Raw genomic sequence first — 15,029 nt, 5'->3', positions numbered from 1 at the left:
AAGCTCATATTTGAGCATGATAAAATAGCCAAATATAACAGCAGTCATTTTGTGCGCGATTGTACATTAATTTGTTAATAACTGCATTTGATAACCATTCACACTTTTCTCATTAGGTAACATTTATAATGAATACTAAAGAACACAATACTATTTACTTTGCTGGTGGCTGCCTGTGGGGCGTACAAGAGTTTATGAAACACTTACCAGGCGTAATAAGTACTGAAGCAGGACGCGCTAATGGTACAAATAAAACGACAGGTGGCGACTACGATGGTTATGCAGAATGCGTAAAGGTAATTTTTGACCCAAACGCCGTTAGCCTAAATAAGCTGTTTGACTACTTTTTTGAAATTATTGACCCATACAGTATTAATAAACAAGGAGATGACGTAGGCCCTAAATACCGCACTGCTATTTACAGTAAACACCAAACCCATTTAGACGCAGCAAGCAATTATATAAATAAGCGCAGTGATGCAGAAAAAGTTGTAGTAAGCGTTGAGAAGCTTACTAATTACGTACCAAGCGATGCAGAGCATCAAGACCGATTAACTAACCACCCTGATGACTATTGCCATATACCCCTTGAGTTATTGTATAAGTATAAATCGTAAGTTTATACACGGTGTTTTTGTAGACGTGCAGCTTGCTGACGTGACGAAAGAAGCTCGTAATTTAAAGTGAAAATAAGTACATAGAGATAAGTAATTAGAAGCTACGCTTCTCGCGCAAGCAAGCTTAGCGCCTACAGGTAAAGTTTAACTCGGTGTTTTGTAGACGTGCAGCTTGCTGACGTGACGAGCGTAGCTCGTAATTTAAAGTGAAGGTAAGTACATAAAGATAAGTAATGAGAAGCTGCGCTTCTCGCGCAAGCAAGCTTAGCGCCTACAAGTAAAGTTTGACACGGTGTTTTGTATACGTGCAGCTTACTGACGTGACGAGCGTAGCTCGTAATTATTTAGCTCTGGAGTCTCTAAAAATATACACGCATCAAAAAAGCTCACATACTGTGAGCTTTTAAAACTTATTTAAAGCTAATGTTAATTTACAGCTGCTTGTGCGGCGGGAAGTTGCTTAAAATATTAGCGACTGTTTCTTTAATTGATGCTTCGCGTTGCTCAGGCGATTGTTTTTTCTTTAAACGGCCCTCTTTAGCACCGCGCCATATCAGCTGGTTTGATTCGCGGTCAATAATATCAATTACTAAAGTACCTACTTCGTACTCGCGGGCGCTAATATCGCGTTGAAAGCCCGTACCCCAATACCCCCAACGTGCGCCGTAGCCTACGTTAAAGCTGTCTACTTCTAGCTCTTTATCTACCGATGCATGGTAGTTAACTAACACATCAGCTTGGGCTGGATCTACTAGCCTCATCCCCAACGTTTGGCTAAGCTCAGCGTTTACAGCTGTTCGTACACGTTTTTCCATTAAACCGTTAATTTGGTAGTTTGTGGTATCTTTGGTTAGGCTCGCGTTTTCTACCCAAGCAAATGTTTTAAAATTACTAAAGTTGGCTGATTTGTCGTAATCCCAGTCTGGGGTTTGCGTACAGGCTGTAAGTAGTGCTAGCGCTGCAACAATAAGTATATTTTTCATTACCTTTGCTCCAATAAAATGCGTTAATTTAAAATAACACACATTGTTTAAATGTGTATTAGTTTAACGTCCTATATTTTAGTTTAGTTAGTTTGCCTTAACGGCCAATTAACTGTGTTCAACTTCTATCCAGTCTTTTTCGTCTACCCAGTTTTGTGCGCCATCTTTTACTGAGCGAATAGGTACAATGTAATCACAGCTTACCTGTGGCTTAACTGAGGCAAATATAGGCACAAAGCCAAAGCTTAATGCGGTTTCTATAATTGCTTTTTGGTTTTGCGGGTCGATATCGGCCGCTTCATCTATATAAATAGGTATACGGTAAAGGTTTTGTTCTTGATCGCTTAATAAGTAACGAATAAACAACATGCCACATAATAACTTAATAGTAATACGTGTGCCGTTTGAACCGGCTGAATCGATTTTTTCAAAGTGTTCGGTTTCGCCTGCGCGGTTTACCACTTCAAAACGAATATCAAATAAATCAGTTAAGGTGAGGCCCGCTTTATCTGATGCGAGTTTAATTAAGTGATCTTTTGCTTCGTTTACCGCGCTTTCGCTGTAGGGTTCTTGGCTTAGTAAATCAAGGGTGTCGCCTTGCTCAAACTGATGCGACGTGCTGATAATAGTATCAATACTATCAACCAGCATTTTGCGCGGTATTACGTTAATTTTAAACGCTTGCAGGTTAGAAATACGATGCTGGCTTATGCCTTTATTAAAGCTATTCATCTCGCGGCGCAGGCGATCTAAATCCTCTCGCAAGCCTTTAATGGTTGCGGCTACTTCAGTCAGAGCTACGCGTCCTTGGCGCTCAACGGCATCGCGTTCGTTATCAAGGTTATGAAATGCGCTAATTAGTTTTTGGTATTTAGTAAATTCGTCGTTTTCGTTATCGAACTTAGTAATGCCTGCGTTATATACATGCAAATAGGTATTACGCACGTTTATGTCAAAATTGCGCAGCTCTTGGCAGTCTTTATTAAAGTGATGTACTAGGTCGCTTAAGTTATCAAAGTCGACTGTTATATCAATCATGTACGGAGTTACTTTCCCGCTGTATAAATCGAGAGTATGATCAATTCGCTCGCTTTTAACTTGGCGAAGGCGCTCGGTTTGGCGATTAATTTGCTCTTGTTTCGATTTAATTAACGAGCGTCTGTCTGCAATTGAGCCACTATTTTTTTGTATGTCTTGCAGGTAATCATCAACTTGTTCGCGCTCTGCTAATAATTGCTCTTTTAGCATGGCTTGCGCTTCTACCGACTGCTGCATTACCTCAAATTGCTCTAAACGTTTTAGGGCGCTCTCTGCGCTCATTAGCTCATCGTAAAGTGCATCTTTTTCTTTTTGTTTATCTGCCACGTTAGCGGCTACTTCGCGCTGTTGTTTAAACTCTTTTAAGGAGCGTTCAAGCGCGTCTAATTGAGCACTCAGCTGGGCTTTGTTTTCACCGCTTTGCATTTGCACAGGCGAGAGCTTTTTAAGTTTAATGCTTGCCCCAGGAAGGGTAAGTACACCGCCTTTTACGTTTTCACTTAATAGCGATAAAAACTCCCCAAAGGCGTCTTCGTCATCAATGCTTATATCGCCATTACTGGTGGTGGCAAACGAGAGTAAGTCGGGATTTAAAATACGCGATATTTCTTCTACTTCTTTGAGTGATAGGTCTTCGCGCATTCGAGTAAACAAATTAAACTCAAGGTTTTTAAGCTGCAGTTTTAAGCTTTTTATTTGTTTTTGCGTTTCGCTAATGCGGTAATCAAGGGTGTGCAGGCTTTGCCCTTGTGCACTGGTTATTGAGTGCGAAAGCGACTCGTAATCTTGCTTTAGTTGAACAAGGTTTGCTTTGAGGGTGGCTTTATTTACTAGTTCAAACTCGCTTTTTAAAGCGCTGTAATCTAAAAACCACTGCTCAATTTGGGTTTGCCTGCGCTCTATATCACGCGATTGCTGCACGTATAGGCTTTGCTTTTGTTCAAATTCGTGTTTTTCGTGCTCAATGTCTTCAAGGGCAATGGCGAGTTCGCTTAGTTGCTCTTCTTGGTAGGTATCAAAGTCTATTAGGGCTTGGTCAATTTTTGGTGCGTAGGCTGCTAACTTACCTTTAAGCACGGTTTGGTTTTCAAGCATTGATTCAAGCGCGCTTATTGGCTCTTGCATTGATTCAAGGGCTTTTAATTCACGTTTAGCCCGGTTTACTTTATCAAATGAGCGACGCCAGACTTCGTAAAAGTCCACTTTAGAGTTTGACATATGGCGCTCAAATACACGCAGCATAAAGCGTTTAACATCGCTTGCGCCTAATTTGTGTAAGTTAAGAATACGCCTAAATATTTCTTTATAAATGGCTGAGTCTTGCACGTTATTAAGCGGTATCATTTTTAAATTAATATCGCCATCAAACGGGGTAGCGCCGCCGGTAAGTAGGGCGTTTAGCTCTTGTGATTTTAGCTCTATTGGGTTGTAACCTTGCGTTTTTAAATGATTAAACAGCTTAGTAAATTTAATTATGGTATTACCTTGCGTGTACTGCGCTAAATCAAGTTTGCCCTGATAACAAAAGTACTGATGCGCGTAACCGGCTATTTTACCAAGGCCCGCCACACCAATAACGACCGAGCCATGGGGGAGGTTAGCTTCTAGTAAAATGTACGACTGATCCGATGAAAAATAAAATTTACGGGTTTCATCTAAATCGTGCCCGTCCCATTCGGTTAAGCGTAAATCATTTATTAGCGGAAATTGCAGGGCGTTAATAACCGAGCTTTTACCGGTATTGTTTGGGGCACAAATAGAGCTACTTTTATCAAGTGGGATCACACACTTTGCATAGCCTGCGGTATTAAGTAGGGCGAGTTTACTTAGTCCGTATAAGTTTTTCATTGCTCGTCCTCCGTGATGTAGGTTTCTTCGTTTACTTCCATCAGTGCATCAATGTAGCGGTGAATAGGCGCTTGTAGCATAAAGCCGCCTTCTACTTCGCGGGCTAAACCTAAGCGCACCATGCGCAGGTAAACGTCTTTACGCAAGTCTGAACCCGAAAATATCTCAAGCTGATCAAACAAGTGTTTGTTAATTTGCACTAAGGTTTGCATCAGTTCTAAATCGTTTACTTCGTCAAACAAGGCGCGCATAGGGTCTTTACCCGTATTGGCAAAATGCTCAATTAAAATGTAAATAGTCAGTGCAATAGCACGGGATATTTTACCCATGTTTGGCGTGCTTTCGTCGCTGGCAAAGTAGTAAAAGCCGCGGCTGTCGTGCTTTAAGTCGTGGCCAAGGGCGCTAAATAAGGCGCTGTAAGATTCTATGTGCTGGTCAAGCTCTTGCCACATTACGTTGTCTTGTTCGCAAATGTGGTAACCCGCACCTAATTTTTTATTAATGGCTTGTAGGTGCGTAAGCTCGTTTAGGTTTATATGTGTCATGTTTTACTCGTCTGCCTGTGTATCTGGCTGAGGCGCTGAATTAAATGGGTATAACGAAAAGTGTTGGCCGGCTATTTTTACGCGTGTTTTTTCATCGCTTTGGCTAATGTGAATTTCACTGTCGCTGACTAGTTTTTGGTATAAAAATAGCATTTCGTCGGCGTCTAGATCGGGGTAGCTCTCATCTAAAAATTGCAGTAATGGCTGGGGCTTTTTACGTTTTTTATTAAAGCGTTTTGCAAAGCTTGTTTTAACATCTTGATAGTCAGGAATATTAGGCGTTACAAAAGCCGGTACGTCTTGTTGCTCTGGAAGCTGGTATTCTTCGTGTTCAAATTCTACCAGGCTTGCCATGTAAGCCACTATATGGCGCTGCTGGCCAAGCGAATAGCGCTGCGCATCGCTTACAAAGTTTGGCTGTACCGCACTTAGCATATTGTCTACGCCATTTTTACGCACCAGGCCAAGCACTTTTGCTGCTTGGCGGGTAATTAAGTTATTACGGCGTAGCTCTTCGCGCAGTGGCATAAGCATATCGGCACTTTTACGTAAGCTTTCTCGGCCAACTAAATGCATTTCGAGTATACGGGTACGTAATTGCTCAAGCATGCGTTTGTCGTTGTAAGCTTTACCCGAGCGCTCTATGTGCTCTATTTGCTTACTTATTTGTTGCTCAATAAGTGTAAAGCAGGCATGAAAATCACCGCGAATATCGACCATTTCAAGCATCGGCTCTATGTATTCGTCAAAGGCTTCTATTACGGCTTTGTAGCGCTTTTGCAAAGATTGCACAGCGTGATCAGACTTAGCTTGCTCAACAATATTTAAAATAGCGTTTTCGTTGTGCGCGTAAAGCTTCATTATTTTACGTACCCGATCATCCATAATGCGGCTATAGCGGCGTAAATCGTCAAAGTCTTCCATTTCGCCGGCATTATCTAAACGCTTTCCTAGGCGGGCTAAATCATCAACCAAAACGCTAATTTCTTGTGCTAAGCCTAGGTGTTCCTCTTGTAATAAAAAGGTGGCAAAGTCGGCAATGGCACGGTTAATTTCAAGCTGAGAAGATTTAGCCAATGGAATGAGTATATCTTGATTGAGCAAACGGTTAGTTTCTTTGTAAATGCGCTCGTTTGTCCACGTGGGCTGCTTTTGCTTAATGGCATTTTGTACGTCTTTTAGGCTAAAGTCGGCCATTTTAAAACGTTTAAATAATAGCTCTAACACACCCCAATGTTCGCTAAGGGTATTTAGCAGCTTTTTAGCTGGGATCATAAGAGATTACAACATCCTAGTATTTTATTATTGAGTTCTTACAAAGGACTCATTATTACGTATTTTACCTGCATATGGTATTCGTTTTTAAGACCATTTAATAATAGTTTTTGCATATCTGTGGTGCTAGAATCCGCACCAAAATTAGGAACACTTAAACGCAAGTTGTTTATGTGTCCTGTTAAAACTATATCAAAGGTTATTTAACTACCATGCTCCCCTCGATAATTTTAACCCTAATAGCGATTGCCTTTTTACTGATCGTTATAGAAGATATAATTCACGTAAATAAAGCCAAAACTACACTCTTTTTTGGCACGCTTTGTTGGATTATACTTTTTGTTAACCCACTCCATGGGCAAAGCCCTGCAACTATTCAGCACCTTCTTAACGAAAACATATTAGAAATAGCCTCGCTATGGCTGTTTTTAATGGCCGCCATGACCTTTGTTGCGTATTTAAATTCAAAAGGATTTATAGAAAACATTGTGCACCGGGTTATGCCTAAAAGCATTAGTGAACGACAACTTATGTTTTTAGTGGGGGGCTTTGCCTTTTTGTTTTCGTCTATTTCTGACAATGTGACCGCTACGCTTATATCACTTGCTGTGGTTATGTCGTTAAAGCTGGAAGCTAAAAAGCTGATTAAATACGCCACACTTATTGTGTTTGGGGTTAACTCTGGCGGTGTATCGCTAATAACCGGTGATGTAACCACCTTAATGATATTTTTGGACGGCAAAGTGTCTATTGCAAACTTATTACTGCTCATAGCGCCAGCGTTTATAAGTGTAATGCTATTAGCGCTTTTACTCTCTATTGGTATGAAAGGGCAAATAGAGTTTGTGGGCTCGCAAAAAAAACGTATAGAAAAAACCGACATCACTATTGCCATTATATTTTTATCAACCGTGGTAAGTACTTTAACCCTTAGCGTAATTTATAGCGTACCGCCGCTACTCACATTTTTATTTGGTTTATCGGTTATGTTTTTAGTGGCGCAATTTTTAATGCGTAAAAAAGACATAAACAAAGACATCATCGATTTTGTTCGCGAGATAGAATACGACACACTACTGTTTTTTGTTGGGGTGCTTTTACTTGTTGGCGCATTAAAAGAAATTGGTATTTTAAGTAAATTTACCGATTTATATACAGTAATGGCACCTGAGTACGCTAACTATTTAATGGGAATACTATCTGCAGGGGTCGATAACGTACCGCTTACTGCTGCGCTATTAAAAGCAGATATAGTAATGAGCCAGCAACATTGGTTGTCGTTTACCTATGCAACAGGTGTAGGTGGGTCAATGCTTATAATTGGTTCGGCAGCGGGTATTATTGCCATGAGCAAACTTAAAGCACTTACTTTTACGAGCTACTTTAAATTATCGCTGCAATTATTAATTTGTTATACCGTAGGTTATGCAGGCGCTTACTTTATGGGTGGTTTTGTTTAATTTTTACTATAAATGCTTGACACCTAGACGTCTAAACGATAACTTTCAAAGCCCCGCTAATTAGCGGGGCTTTGTTTTATTAGCCAGCGGTTAATAAAACATTCAGAAGAGGTGCGATACTTAGGTATTTAATGGTAGGTGACGAACGCCCATAACCATTAAAGAGGGAAGTACTCGCCGAGAAAAACAATGGTACGTCGCTATTGTTTTTCGGTTTATGGGGCTGAATCCTCAAAACTGTCACCAATATAGGTGGAGAGCTTCTGGCAGCGGACACATCAAATGCATTCCTTTGCCAAGTTCTTCTTGTTTTTTAGCGGTTAAAATACCGCGAAAGGAGACTAAATGACTACCCAATCAGTGCCACAAACAGTACCAGGCGCAAAATCAGATTACATCGTTGCCAAATTTGGCGGAACCAGTGTTGCAAACTTTGAAGCGATGAGTCGCTGTAGCGAAATTATTGTTGCAGATAAAAGCGTGCGTATTGTAGCAGTGAGCGCCAGCGCCGGCGTAACTAATCACTTAGTTGCACTGTGTAAATCAAGCATTACCCCAGAGCAGCGCCAAGAGCACATTGACGGCGTGCTAGCTATTCAGCAAGCAATTTTAGATGAGCTCTCGCTTGATGCCGATTTAGCCGTAGGTTTTAACGAAACGTTAAAAGCGTTTCAAACGTTAGCCCTTGAAACACTAACAACGGATCAGCAGCACGATGAGCTACTTAGTTTTGGTGAGCGCTTATCGTCGTACTTATTTGCGCAAGTGCTACGTTTAAAAGGCTTAAATGCCGACCGTTTTGATGTACGTAAAGTACTTAAAACCGACAGCCAGTTTGGTAAAGCAACACCCAATGTTAAAGCCACAGCGCAAGCGGCTAAAGAGATTTTAATTCCGTTATTAGATGAGCAAGTAATTGTGACTCAAGGTTTTGTTGGTAGCGACGAATTTGGCCAAACAACCACGCTTGGCCGTGGTGGCTCAGATTACAGCGCAGCATTACTTGCTGAGGCGATTAACGCTAAAAGCGTACATATTTGGACCGACGTAGTGGGTATATTTAGCACAGACCCACGCTTATGTGCAAAGGCAACGCCAATTGCCCGTTTAAGCTTTGACGAAGCCGCAGAAATGGCCACCTTTGGCGCAAAAGTATTGCACCCAGCCACTATTTTACCAGCCAGCCGTAGCCATATTAATGTATTTGTAGGCTCTAGCCGCGAGCCAGAGCGCGGTGGCACGTGGATTGAGCGTGAAAAGTCACAGCAGCCGGGTATACGCGCTGTAACGCAACGTAAAAACCAAATATTGCTCACGCTTAAAAGCCCTGAAATGCTATTAGCAAGTGGCTTTTTGGCCAGAGTATTTACAATTTTAAGTGAGTTTAATATATCGGTAGATTTAGTGACTACCTCAGAAATTAGTGTTGCTATTACCTTAGATAACGCACCCAATGCCTCGCGCCCTGAGCTTGAGCAAGCGTGTTTAGATAAGCTAGCTGAATTTTGCCATGTGTCGGTTGAAAATAACTTAACCTTAGTGGCGCTAATAGGCTCAGAAATACAGCTACGCCAGCACGAAATGAACTTAATGAACGTATTAAAAGAGTTTAATATTCGATTAATTTGCCATGGTGCAAGTAAGCACAATTTATGCTTTTTAGTAGAGCAAAGCGAGTCAGATACCGTAGTGCAAGCAATACACAGTCGCTTATTAGAAAGCGCTGCCTAAGCTTATATGCCAAGTAATTAAGTATCTAAATTTTTAAGCATAAAGCACCGCCAGTCGGTGCTTTTTTTATGCGCCACGCTTATATCAAACCCCTCATTGGCAACCATTATGGTGTTACTCGATGCTGTAAGGTTTAACAAAGATAATTCATCAAATACATTTGGGCTAAGCAATTGCGCTATTGGGCGGCTTGTTGCTTTAGCGAGTGCCTCTTTTAAGGTCCAAATTCTAAAAAAGCAGTCGGCTTGCTCTTTTATAGCCAAAGGGGCGGTAATTAAGTCAATTTCAGCCTTATTGTAAAAATGCTTTGCGAGCTTTTCGAATGGGCGTTTTAAGCTTATTTTTTCAATATCAAACCCAAATTCAGCCTTAGTAACATTAAGAGCTACACCAACTAAGCCATGAGAGTGCGAAATACAGGTATTAATAACGCTGCGGTTTATATGGAGCTGCAGCTTTGAGCACTCTTCATTAAAGAGGGTGCTCATTTTATTAAGCGGTACGTGCGCGTATTGGGGCTGGGTATGCTTGGCAAGCTGCTTTAGCAATATGCGCGATGCTACATATTCTTGCTTTGCTTGCATGCGTTTACGGCGATTTATAACGCTTATCTCAAACGGGCTTAGGTACTGGGTTAAATCGAGGAGTTCTACATTAAGCGTGTTTGCATTAAACACTAAAATAGTATTGTTGCTAGGGGGTAAATCGCTATAAAAAGAGGGAGCAATGCTTAGGGTGTTTTTAAAAAAGTGGTTAGTCATACGCGCTTAAAATAAGTGAGTGCTGTAATTATGAGCGGTTAACAGCGCTTATTTATGCCAACAGCAATTTTATTACTCAGTTGGCATTAAATATGGTTTAATTCACAATAATCAAAGAATAACAGAATTTGTAGATGTATGGCACAAGTGCGTGATGGATTTCAAAGCCGATTTGGTTTTGTTTTAGCCGCTGCAGGCGCAGCAGTGGGTTTAGGTAATATTTGGGGTTTTCCTACTCAGGCGGCCAACCATGGTGGCGGCGCATTTTTATTGGTTTACTTTGTTGTTATATTTTTACTTGCGCTACCTGCGCTTTATACCGAACTTTATTTAGGCCACCAAGCGCAAGCAAACCCAGTAAAAGCATTGGGTAATGCGTGGCAAAACACCAACAAAAAAGTAGGGGCTGCCGCCGGGTATATAGGCCTTGCGGGCGCTGTGGTTATGCTTAGCTTTTATTCTATTGTAGCTGGGTGGATGCTCTCTTACGCAATAGAGCCTATTACTACATTTTTTGGTTTTAGCGCAGCAAGCGAGTTTTTACACAGCGACTCTATGGTGCGAAATTTTATATTTACGCCGCTTATGCTTATTTTAACTGCCAGTATAATTTTAAAAGGGGTTAAATCGGGGATTGAAACTTGGTCGCGCCGTTTAATGCCATTGTTATTGGTGCTACTAATAGGTTTAATTTTTTATATCGCCAGTTTAGAAGGCGCCAGCGAAGGGTTTGCCGCTTATTTAATTCCTGATTTTAGCCAAGTGCTTGACCCAAATTTAATTATTGCAGCAATGGGGCAGGCGTTTTTCTCGCTCTCATTAGGGGTTGGCTGCATGATGATTTATGGCTCGTACTTACAGCCAGATGCAAACCTGCCAAAACTAACTGCAAGCGTTGCACTGCTTGATACCAGCGTGGCATTTTTAGCCGGTTTACTGATAGTGCCTGCCATTTATGTTGCACAGCATAACGGGGTAGAGGTGTTTAGTGGTGGTAAACTAATTGGCGAAGGGCAGCTGATATTTGCTATTTTGCCTGAGTTATTTAGCACCATGGGCGAAATAGGTTTGCTTATAGGTTTGTTGTTTTTTGTACTAATGTCGATTGCCTCAGTGACATCTACTATTTCTACTACAGAAATACCGGTTGCGTTTTTAGTAGAAAACCACCGCGTAGATCGTACTAAAGCAACGTGGGCTGTAAGTTTAGTTGTGCTTGTATGCGCAAGTGCCATTATATTAAATTTTGAGTGGTTATTTGGTTTAGTAATTATGCTGTTTACCCAATACCAACTCCCGCTTATGGGGCTGTTTTACTTTATAACTGCAGGTTGGATGTGGAAACGCGGTAATAAGCTTCATAAAGCCAGCAGTGGCACGCATTACTGGTTTGCTCAATACATTCGTTTTGTTTGCCCGATATTAATGACCCTTGTTTTTGCAAACGTTGCGTTTGGCTAAAGTATTTTAAGCTTTACCCGTTATAAATAGAGTAAAACGGGTAAAGCTAAATTTACGGGCAACGGCTTTATAGCACCTCATTAGTTAAAGGTTTGTGCTCACTAATTTCTATTGCGTTTTGTATGGTGGTATTGGCAATCTCGGTAAGGGCTTCTTGGGTAAAAAATCCCTGATGACCAGTTATTAATACGTTTTTAAAGCTCACTAAGCGCGAGAATATATCGTCTTGGTTTATCTCATCGCTATGGTTTTTAAAAAATAGCTCCGACTCTTGCTCGTACACATCAAGCCCTAAGTACCCTAGCTTTTTAGTTTTAAGCGCATTTATACAGGCTTTGCTATTAAGTAGCGCACCGCGCGAAGTGTTAATTAGCATTACTCCAGGTTTCATTTTATTAAATGCATCGTCGTTTATTAAATGGTGTGTTTGCTCATTCAGTGGGCAGTGCAGTGAAATTATATCGCTTTGAGTAAGCAGCGAATTTAAATCGGTAATGGTGTAGTTGCCAGGTGTTGCATAAGGGTCGCACACTAAAACATGCGCGCCAAAGCCATTTAAAATATTACAAAGTGCAAGGCCAATTTTACCACAGCCTATAATTCCAACTGTTTTGCCATGTAAGTTAAAGCCTAATAAACCGTTTAAATCAAAGTTGTCTTCGCGTACGCGGTTATAGGCTTTATGTGTTTTACGGCTAAGGGTAAGCATAAGTGCAACACAGTGCTCAGCTACGGCTTCTGGGCTGTATGCAGGTACTCGTAATACCTTTATGTTGTGGGCTTTGGCGGCAGTTAAATCAACATTATTAAACCCTGCACAGCGAAGTAAAATAGTGCTCACCCCAAGCTCTGACAATTGCTCTATTACGGCTGCACTAACCGTGTCGTTTACAAATACACACACCGCATCAAACCCGTTAGCAAGCAGTGCTGTTTGCTCGGTAAGTGCTTGCTCAATGTAACAAATCTCTATTTGAGGGTATTTGTTAGTACTGCGCTTAAAAAAAGGCTGTTCGTATTTTTGCGTACTAAAAAAAGCAATGTTCATGTTATTTACTCCAAAGCTTAGCTGTTATACCAATTCGCATAATCAAGTGATCTATTTTGAGGATGGAAAAACGTGTTGATAACAAGGCAAAAAATCGCTATTTAGTTGTTCTCGGCAATTGCTCCTGCATTGCTCTACCTTGTGCATCCATGCAGTCGTAAATGAGAGTTTTTTAACGCAGATAGCGACACGTTTAGCCCCTAAAAATGATTAGGCATTATTGCGGATTGGGTTATACATAACCTTAAACTAGTTTAATAAAGCATGCTTGAGTAACCACCAGTTTATTGATTTAGAATAATTAAACACCTTTTAAAGCATTAAAGTTGGGTATTATTTTAGTGTTATTTAAACTATTAGCGCTCACTGCGCTAGGTAAGTTTGCCTCAATGACCTGTTTAAGCGTTTCGGGCTTGGTGCGCGGCGCATATCGTGCAACGAGCTGGCCTTGTGGGTTAATTAAAAACTTGGTGAAGTTCCACTTTACTGCGCGGTTTTGAGAAATACCACGGGTATGCGACTTTAAATAATTAAACAGCGGATGCGCCTCGGGCCCATTTACCATTACCTTACCAAACACTTTAAACGAAACGTCAAATTGTCCTTGGTAAAAGTCTTTAATCGCGAGGTTATCAAGCGGCTCGTTTTGGCCAAATTGATGACACGGAAACGCTAATATAGTGAAACCGCTGTTTTTATATTCTTGATAGAGCTTTTCTAGCGAACTTAATTGCACCGAAAAATTACATTTACTTGCTGTATTAACAATAAGTACTGTTTTGCCTTTTAGCTGGCTAAGCGCAAAGCTTTCGCTGTTATATAAAGGGGCACTAAATTGATAAATACTATCCATGGTTACCTACTTATTTCCTTACGTTGGAAATTTATAAAGACTTAATTCGCTTTTTAAGCAGCCGATTGACATAATCGGGCATAGTTTCTAAGTTAGCAGGAAAATAAGGCACTTTTATGTCAATCAATGTTGCATTTATAGGTTTAGGGGTAATGGGTTACCCAATGGCAGGGCATTTAGCAAAAGCGGGCTTTAATGTGTGTGTATATAACCGTACTCAAGCAAAGGCGCAAAGTTGGGTAGATGAGTTTGCAGGAAGCTTGGCCACCACGCCGCGAGAAGCTGCTAATAATGCTGATATTGTATTTATGTGTGTAGGTAATGATGATGACTTACGTGCGGTTGTTTATGGCGATAATGGTGTTTTAGCGGGGATGGCCGTTAATAGCATTTTAGTTGACCATACCACTACATCGGCCGAAGTAGCCCGTGAAGTAGCTGCAAAAGCAGCGTTGCAAAATATCGATTTTATAGACGCGCCCGTATCAGGCGGACAAGCAGGTGCTGAAAACGGTGTGCTTACAGTCATGGCAGGCGGTAACGAAGCTGTTTTCACTAAAGTGCAACCTGTAATGGCGGCATATAGCCGTTTTAGCCAATTATTAGGCGATGTGGGGGCAGGGCAGTTATGTAAAATGGTTAATCAAATTTGTATTGCCGGCGTAGTGCAAGGCTTAGCCGAGGGCTTACACTTTGCCAAACAAGCAGGGCTTGATGGTGAAAAAGTAATTGAAACCATTTCAAAAGGGGCTGCGGGTTCGTGGCAAATGGAAAACCGCTATAAAACAATGTGGGCAGGTGAGTACGAGTTTGGTTTTGCCGTAGATTGGATGCGCAAAGATTTAGGCATCGCGCTTAATGAAGCTAAAAACAATGGCGCTACGTTACCGATGACTGCAACGGTTGATCAATATTACGCTGACGTACAAGCACTCGGCGGCGGCCGATACGACACATCAAGCTTACTTGCACGAATAGAAGCGCTACATAAAAAATAATGTAATTAAAGTGAATGATTCACAAAGAGAATATGAGGCGCTGCGCTTATAGAGGAAGTGATTAGGCAAAGTTATTATTGGCTTATGTTTTATCATTTACTCCTCATTATCTTCTCTTTGTGGATTGTGCTTTATTTTAGCAATTAAAAGCTTCGCTTTTCACGTGAGCAATCTTTACGCCTACCGCGCAGGTGTGGATGTGGGTTTACTTGTAGACGCGCAGCTTGCTGGCGTGACGGGCAGAGCCCGTAAAGTGATTTATTCTCGAAGAGGTTATGAGGCGCTTCGCTATAGAGGCAGTAATAGTTCTAAAAAGATTGTTGTAGGTCTTTATGTTTTCTCATTTACTCCTCATTCACTTCTCTTTGTGCAAAAATTTGGTTTTGTTTGGAGTGGTATAGATATTTAAAA

At 41.1% G+C, this 15,029-nt stretch carries 13 protein-coding genes and 1 riboswitch; of the genes, 6 read left to right on the top strand and 7 right to left on the bottom strand.

What is annotated here, in order from left to right; translation table 11 throughout:
• The first annotated feature begins 128 nt into the window (after positions 1 to 128).
• On the top strand, positions 129 to 617 hold the full coding sequence (locus WDB87_RS08885) for a peptide-methionine (S)-S-oxide reductase (RefSeq protein ID WP_337849681.1): 489 nt from the start codon (positions 129 to 131) through the stop codon (positions 615 to 617).
• A gap of 431 nt (positions 618 to 1,048) precedes the next feature.
• Here WDB87_RS08885 and WDB87_RS08880 read toward each other — a convergent pair whose 3' ends face one another.
• The 4 genes from WDB87_RS08880 to WDB87_RS08865 all read right to left on the bottom strand — a co-directional run bounded on the left by WDB87_RS08880 (position 1,049) and on the right by WDB87_RS08865 (position 6,306).
• The gene (locus WDB87_RS08880; RefSeq protein WP_286244657.1) at positions 1,049 to 1,600 is read right to left on the bottom strand and encodes a DUF4136 domain-containing protein; all 552 of its coding nucleotides are present in this window, start codon (positions 1,598 to 1,600) and stop codon (positions 1,049 to 1,051) included.
• Positions 1,601 to 1,708: 108 nt separating this feature from the next.
• On the bottom strand, positions 1,709 to 4,486 hold the full coding sequence (locus tag WDB87_RS08875) for an ATPase (protein ID WP_337849680.1): 2,778 nt from the start codon (positions 4,484 to 4,486) through the stop codon (positions 1,709 to 1,711).
• Positions 4,483 to 5,031: a condensin complex protein MksE gene (locus WDB87_RS08870; protein ID WP_337849679.1), complete on the bottom strand. Its 549-nt coding sequence runs from the start codon at positions 5,029 to 5,031 to the stop codon at positions 4,483 to 4,485. Before WDB87_RS08870 ends, WDB87_RS08875 begins: the two co-directional genes overlap by 4 nt.
• 3 nt (positions 5,032 to 5,034) lie before the next feature.
• Entirely contained in the window at positions 5,035 to 6,306 is a 1,272-nt protein-coding gene (locus WDB87_RS08865; protein ID WP_337849678.1) for a hypothetical protein, read from the bottom strand.
• Positions 6,307 to 6,518: 212 nt separating this feature from the next.
• On the opposite strand from WDB87_RS08865, the gene nhaD reads away from it, so the two are divergent.
• Positions 6,519 to 7,766: a sodium:proton antiporter NhaD gene (nhaD, locus tag WDB87_RS08860; protein ID WP_337849677.1), complete on the top strand. Its 1,248-nt coding sequence runs from the start codon at positions 6,519 to 6,521 to the stop codon at positions 7,764 to 7,766.
• A gap of 98 nt (positions 7,767 to 7,864) precedes the next feature.
• Positions 7,865 to 8,037: riboswitch (Lysine riboswitch) on the top strand.
• A gap of 74 nt (positions 8,038 to 8,111) precedes the next feature.
• Entirely contained in the window at positions 8,112 to 9,497 is a 1,386-nt protein-coding gene (gene lysC, locus WDB87_RS08855; protein WP_286244652.1) for a lysine-sensitive aspartokinase 3, read from the top strand.
• A 17-nt stretch (positions 9,498 to 9,514) separates the two neighbouring features.
• Here the strand turns inward: lysC and WDB87_RS08850 are convergent, their stop codons facing one another.
• On the bottom strand, positions 9,515 to 10,258 hold the full coding sequence (locus WDB87_RS08850; protein WP_337849676.1) for a 4'-phosphopantetheinyl transferase family protein: 744 nt from the start codon (positions 10,256 to 10,258) through the stop codon (positions 9,515 to 9,517).
• A 138-nt stretch (positions 10,259 to 10,396) separates the two neighbouring features.
• On the opposite strand from WDB87_RS08850, the gene WDB87_RS08845 reads away from it, so the two are divergent.
• Complete coding sequence (locus tag WDB87_RS08845; RefSeq protein ID WP_286244650.1) at positions 10,397 to 11,719, top strand: sodium-dependent transporter; 1,323 nt, start codon at positions 10,397 to 10,399, stop codon at positions 11,717 to 11,719.
• Positions 11,720 to 11,786: 67 nt separating this feature from the next.
• On the opposite strand, the gene WDB87_RS08840 is transcribed toward WDB87_RS08845, so the two are convergent.
• Complete coding sequence (locus tag WDB87_RS08840) at positions 11,787 to 12,767, bottom strand: 2-hydroxyacid dehydrogenase (protein ID WP_337849675.1); 981 nt, start codon at positions 12,765 to 12,767, stop codon at positions 11,787 to 11,789.
• Between the two features lie 301 nt (positions 12,768 to 13,068).
• Positions 13,069 to 13,620 (bottom strand): glutathione peroxidase, encoded by a 552-nt coding sequence (locus WDB87_RS08835; protein ID WP_337849674.1) that lies wholly within the window; start codon positions 13,618 to 13,620, stop codon positions 13,069 to 13,071.
• 116 nt (positions 13,621 to 13,736) lie between these two features.
• Here WDB87_RS08835 and WDB87_RS08830 point away from each other — a divergent pair, with 116 nt between their 5' ends.
• Positions 13,737 to 14,618, top strand: a complete 882-nt coding sequence (locus WDB87_RS08830) for an NAD(P)-dependent oxidoreductase (protein WP_337849673.1) — start codon at positions 13,737 to 13,739, stop codon at positions 14,616 to 14,618.
• Positions 14,619 to 14,817: 199 nt separating this feature from the next.
• A complete protein-coding gene (locus tag WDB87_RS08825) occupies positions 14,818 to 15,027 on the top strand; it encodes a hypothetical protein (protein ID WP_337849672.1) in 210 nt (69 codons plus the stop codon).
• The last annotated feature ends 2 nt before the right edge of the window (positions 15,028 to 15,029 follow it).

It is taken from the genome of Pseudoalteromonas sp. C12FD-1 (assembly GCF_037414265.1).
Classification (GTDB): Bacteria; Pseudomonadota; Gammaproteobacteria; order Enterobacterales; family Alteromonadaceae; genus Pseudoalteromonas.
Note: the sequence above shows the minus strand (reverse complement) of the source record. Positions and strands in the feature narration are given on the sequence as shown.

Excerpts from the sequence above, each read along its gene's own strand:
- WDB87_RS08840 (WP_337849675.1), bottom strand. The coding sequence starts at position 12,767 with ATGAACATTGCTTTTTTTAGTACGCAAAAATACGAACAGCCTTTTTTT.
- WDB87_RS08875 (WP_337849680.1), bottom strand. The coding sequence starts at position 4,486 with ATGAAAAACTTATACGGACTAAGTAAACTCGCCCTACTTAATACCGCA.
- WDB87_RS08845 (WP_286244650.1), top strand. The coding sequence starts at position 10,397 with ATGGCACAAGTGCGTGATGGATTTCAAAGCCGATTTGGTTTTGTTTTA.
- WDB87_RS08835 (WP_337849674.1), bottom strand. The coding sequence starts at position 13,620 with ATGGATAGTATTTATCAATTTAGTGCCCCTTTATATAACAGCGAAAGC.
- WDB87_RS08870 (WP_337849679.1), bottom strand. The coding sequence starts at position 5,031 with ATGACACATATAAACCTAAACGAGCTTACGCACCTACAAGCCATTAAT.
- lysC (WP_286244652.1), top strand. The coding sequence starts at position 8,112 with ATGACTACCCAATCAGTGCCACAAACAGTACCAGGCGCAAAATCAGAT.
- WDB87_RS08880 (WP_286244657.1), bottom strand. The coding sequence starts at position 1,600 with ATGAAAAATATACTTATTGTTGCAGCGCTAGCACTACTTACAGCCTGT.
- WDB87_RS08830 (WP_337849673.1), top strand. The coding sequence starts at position 13,737 with ATGTCAATCAATGTTGCATTTATAGGTTTAGGGGTAATGGGTTACCCA.
- WDB87_RS08885 (WP_337849681.1), top strand. The coding sequence starts at position 129 with ATGAATACTAAAGAACACAATACTATTTACTTTGCTGGTGGCTGCCTG.
- WDB87_RS08850 (WP_337849676.1), bottom strand. The coding sequence starts at position 10,258 with ATGACTAACCACTTTTTTAAAAACACCCTAAGCATTGCTCCCTCTTTT.
- nhaD (WP_337849677.1), top strand. The coding sequence starts at position 6,519 with ATGCTCCCCTCGATAATTTTAACCCTAATAGCGATTGCCTTTTTACTG.
- WDB87_RS08865 (WP_337849678.1), bottom strand. The coding sequence starts at position 6,306 with ATGATCCCAGCTAAAAAGCTGCTAAATACCCTTAGCGAACATTGGGGT.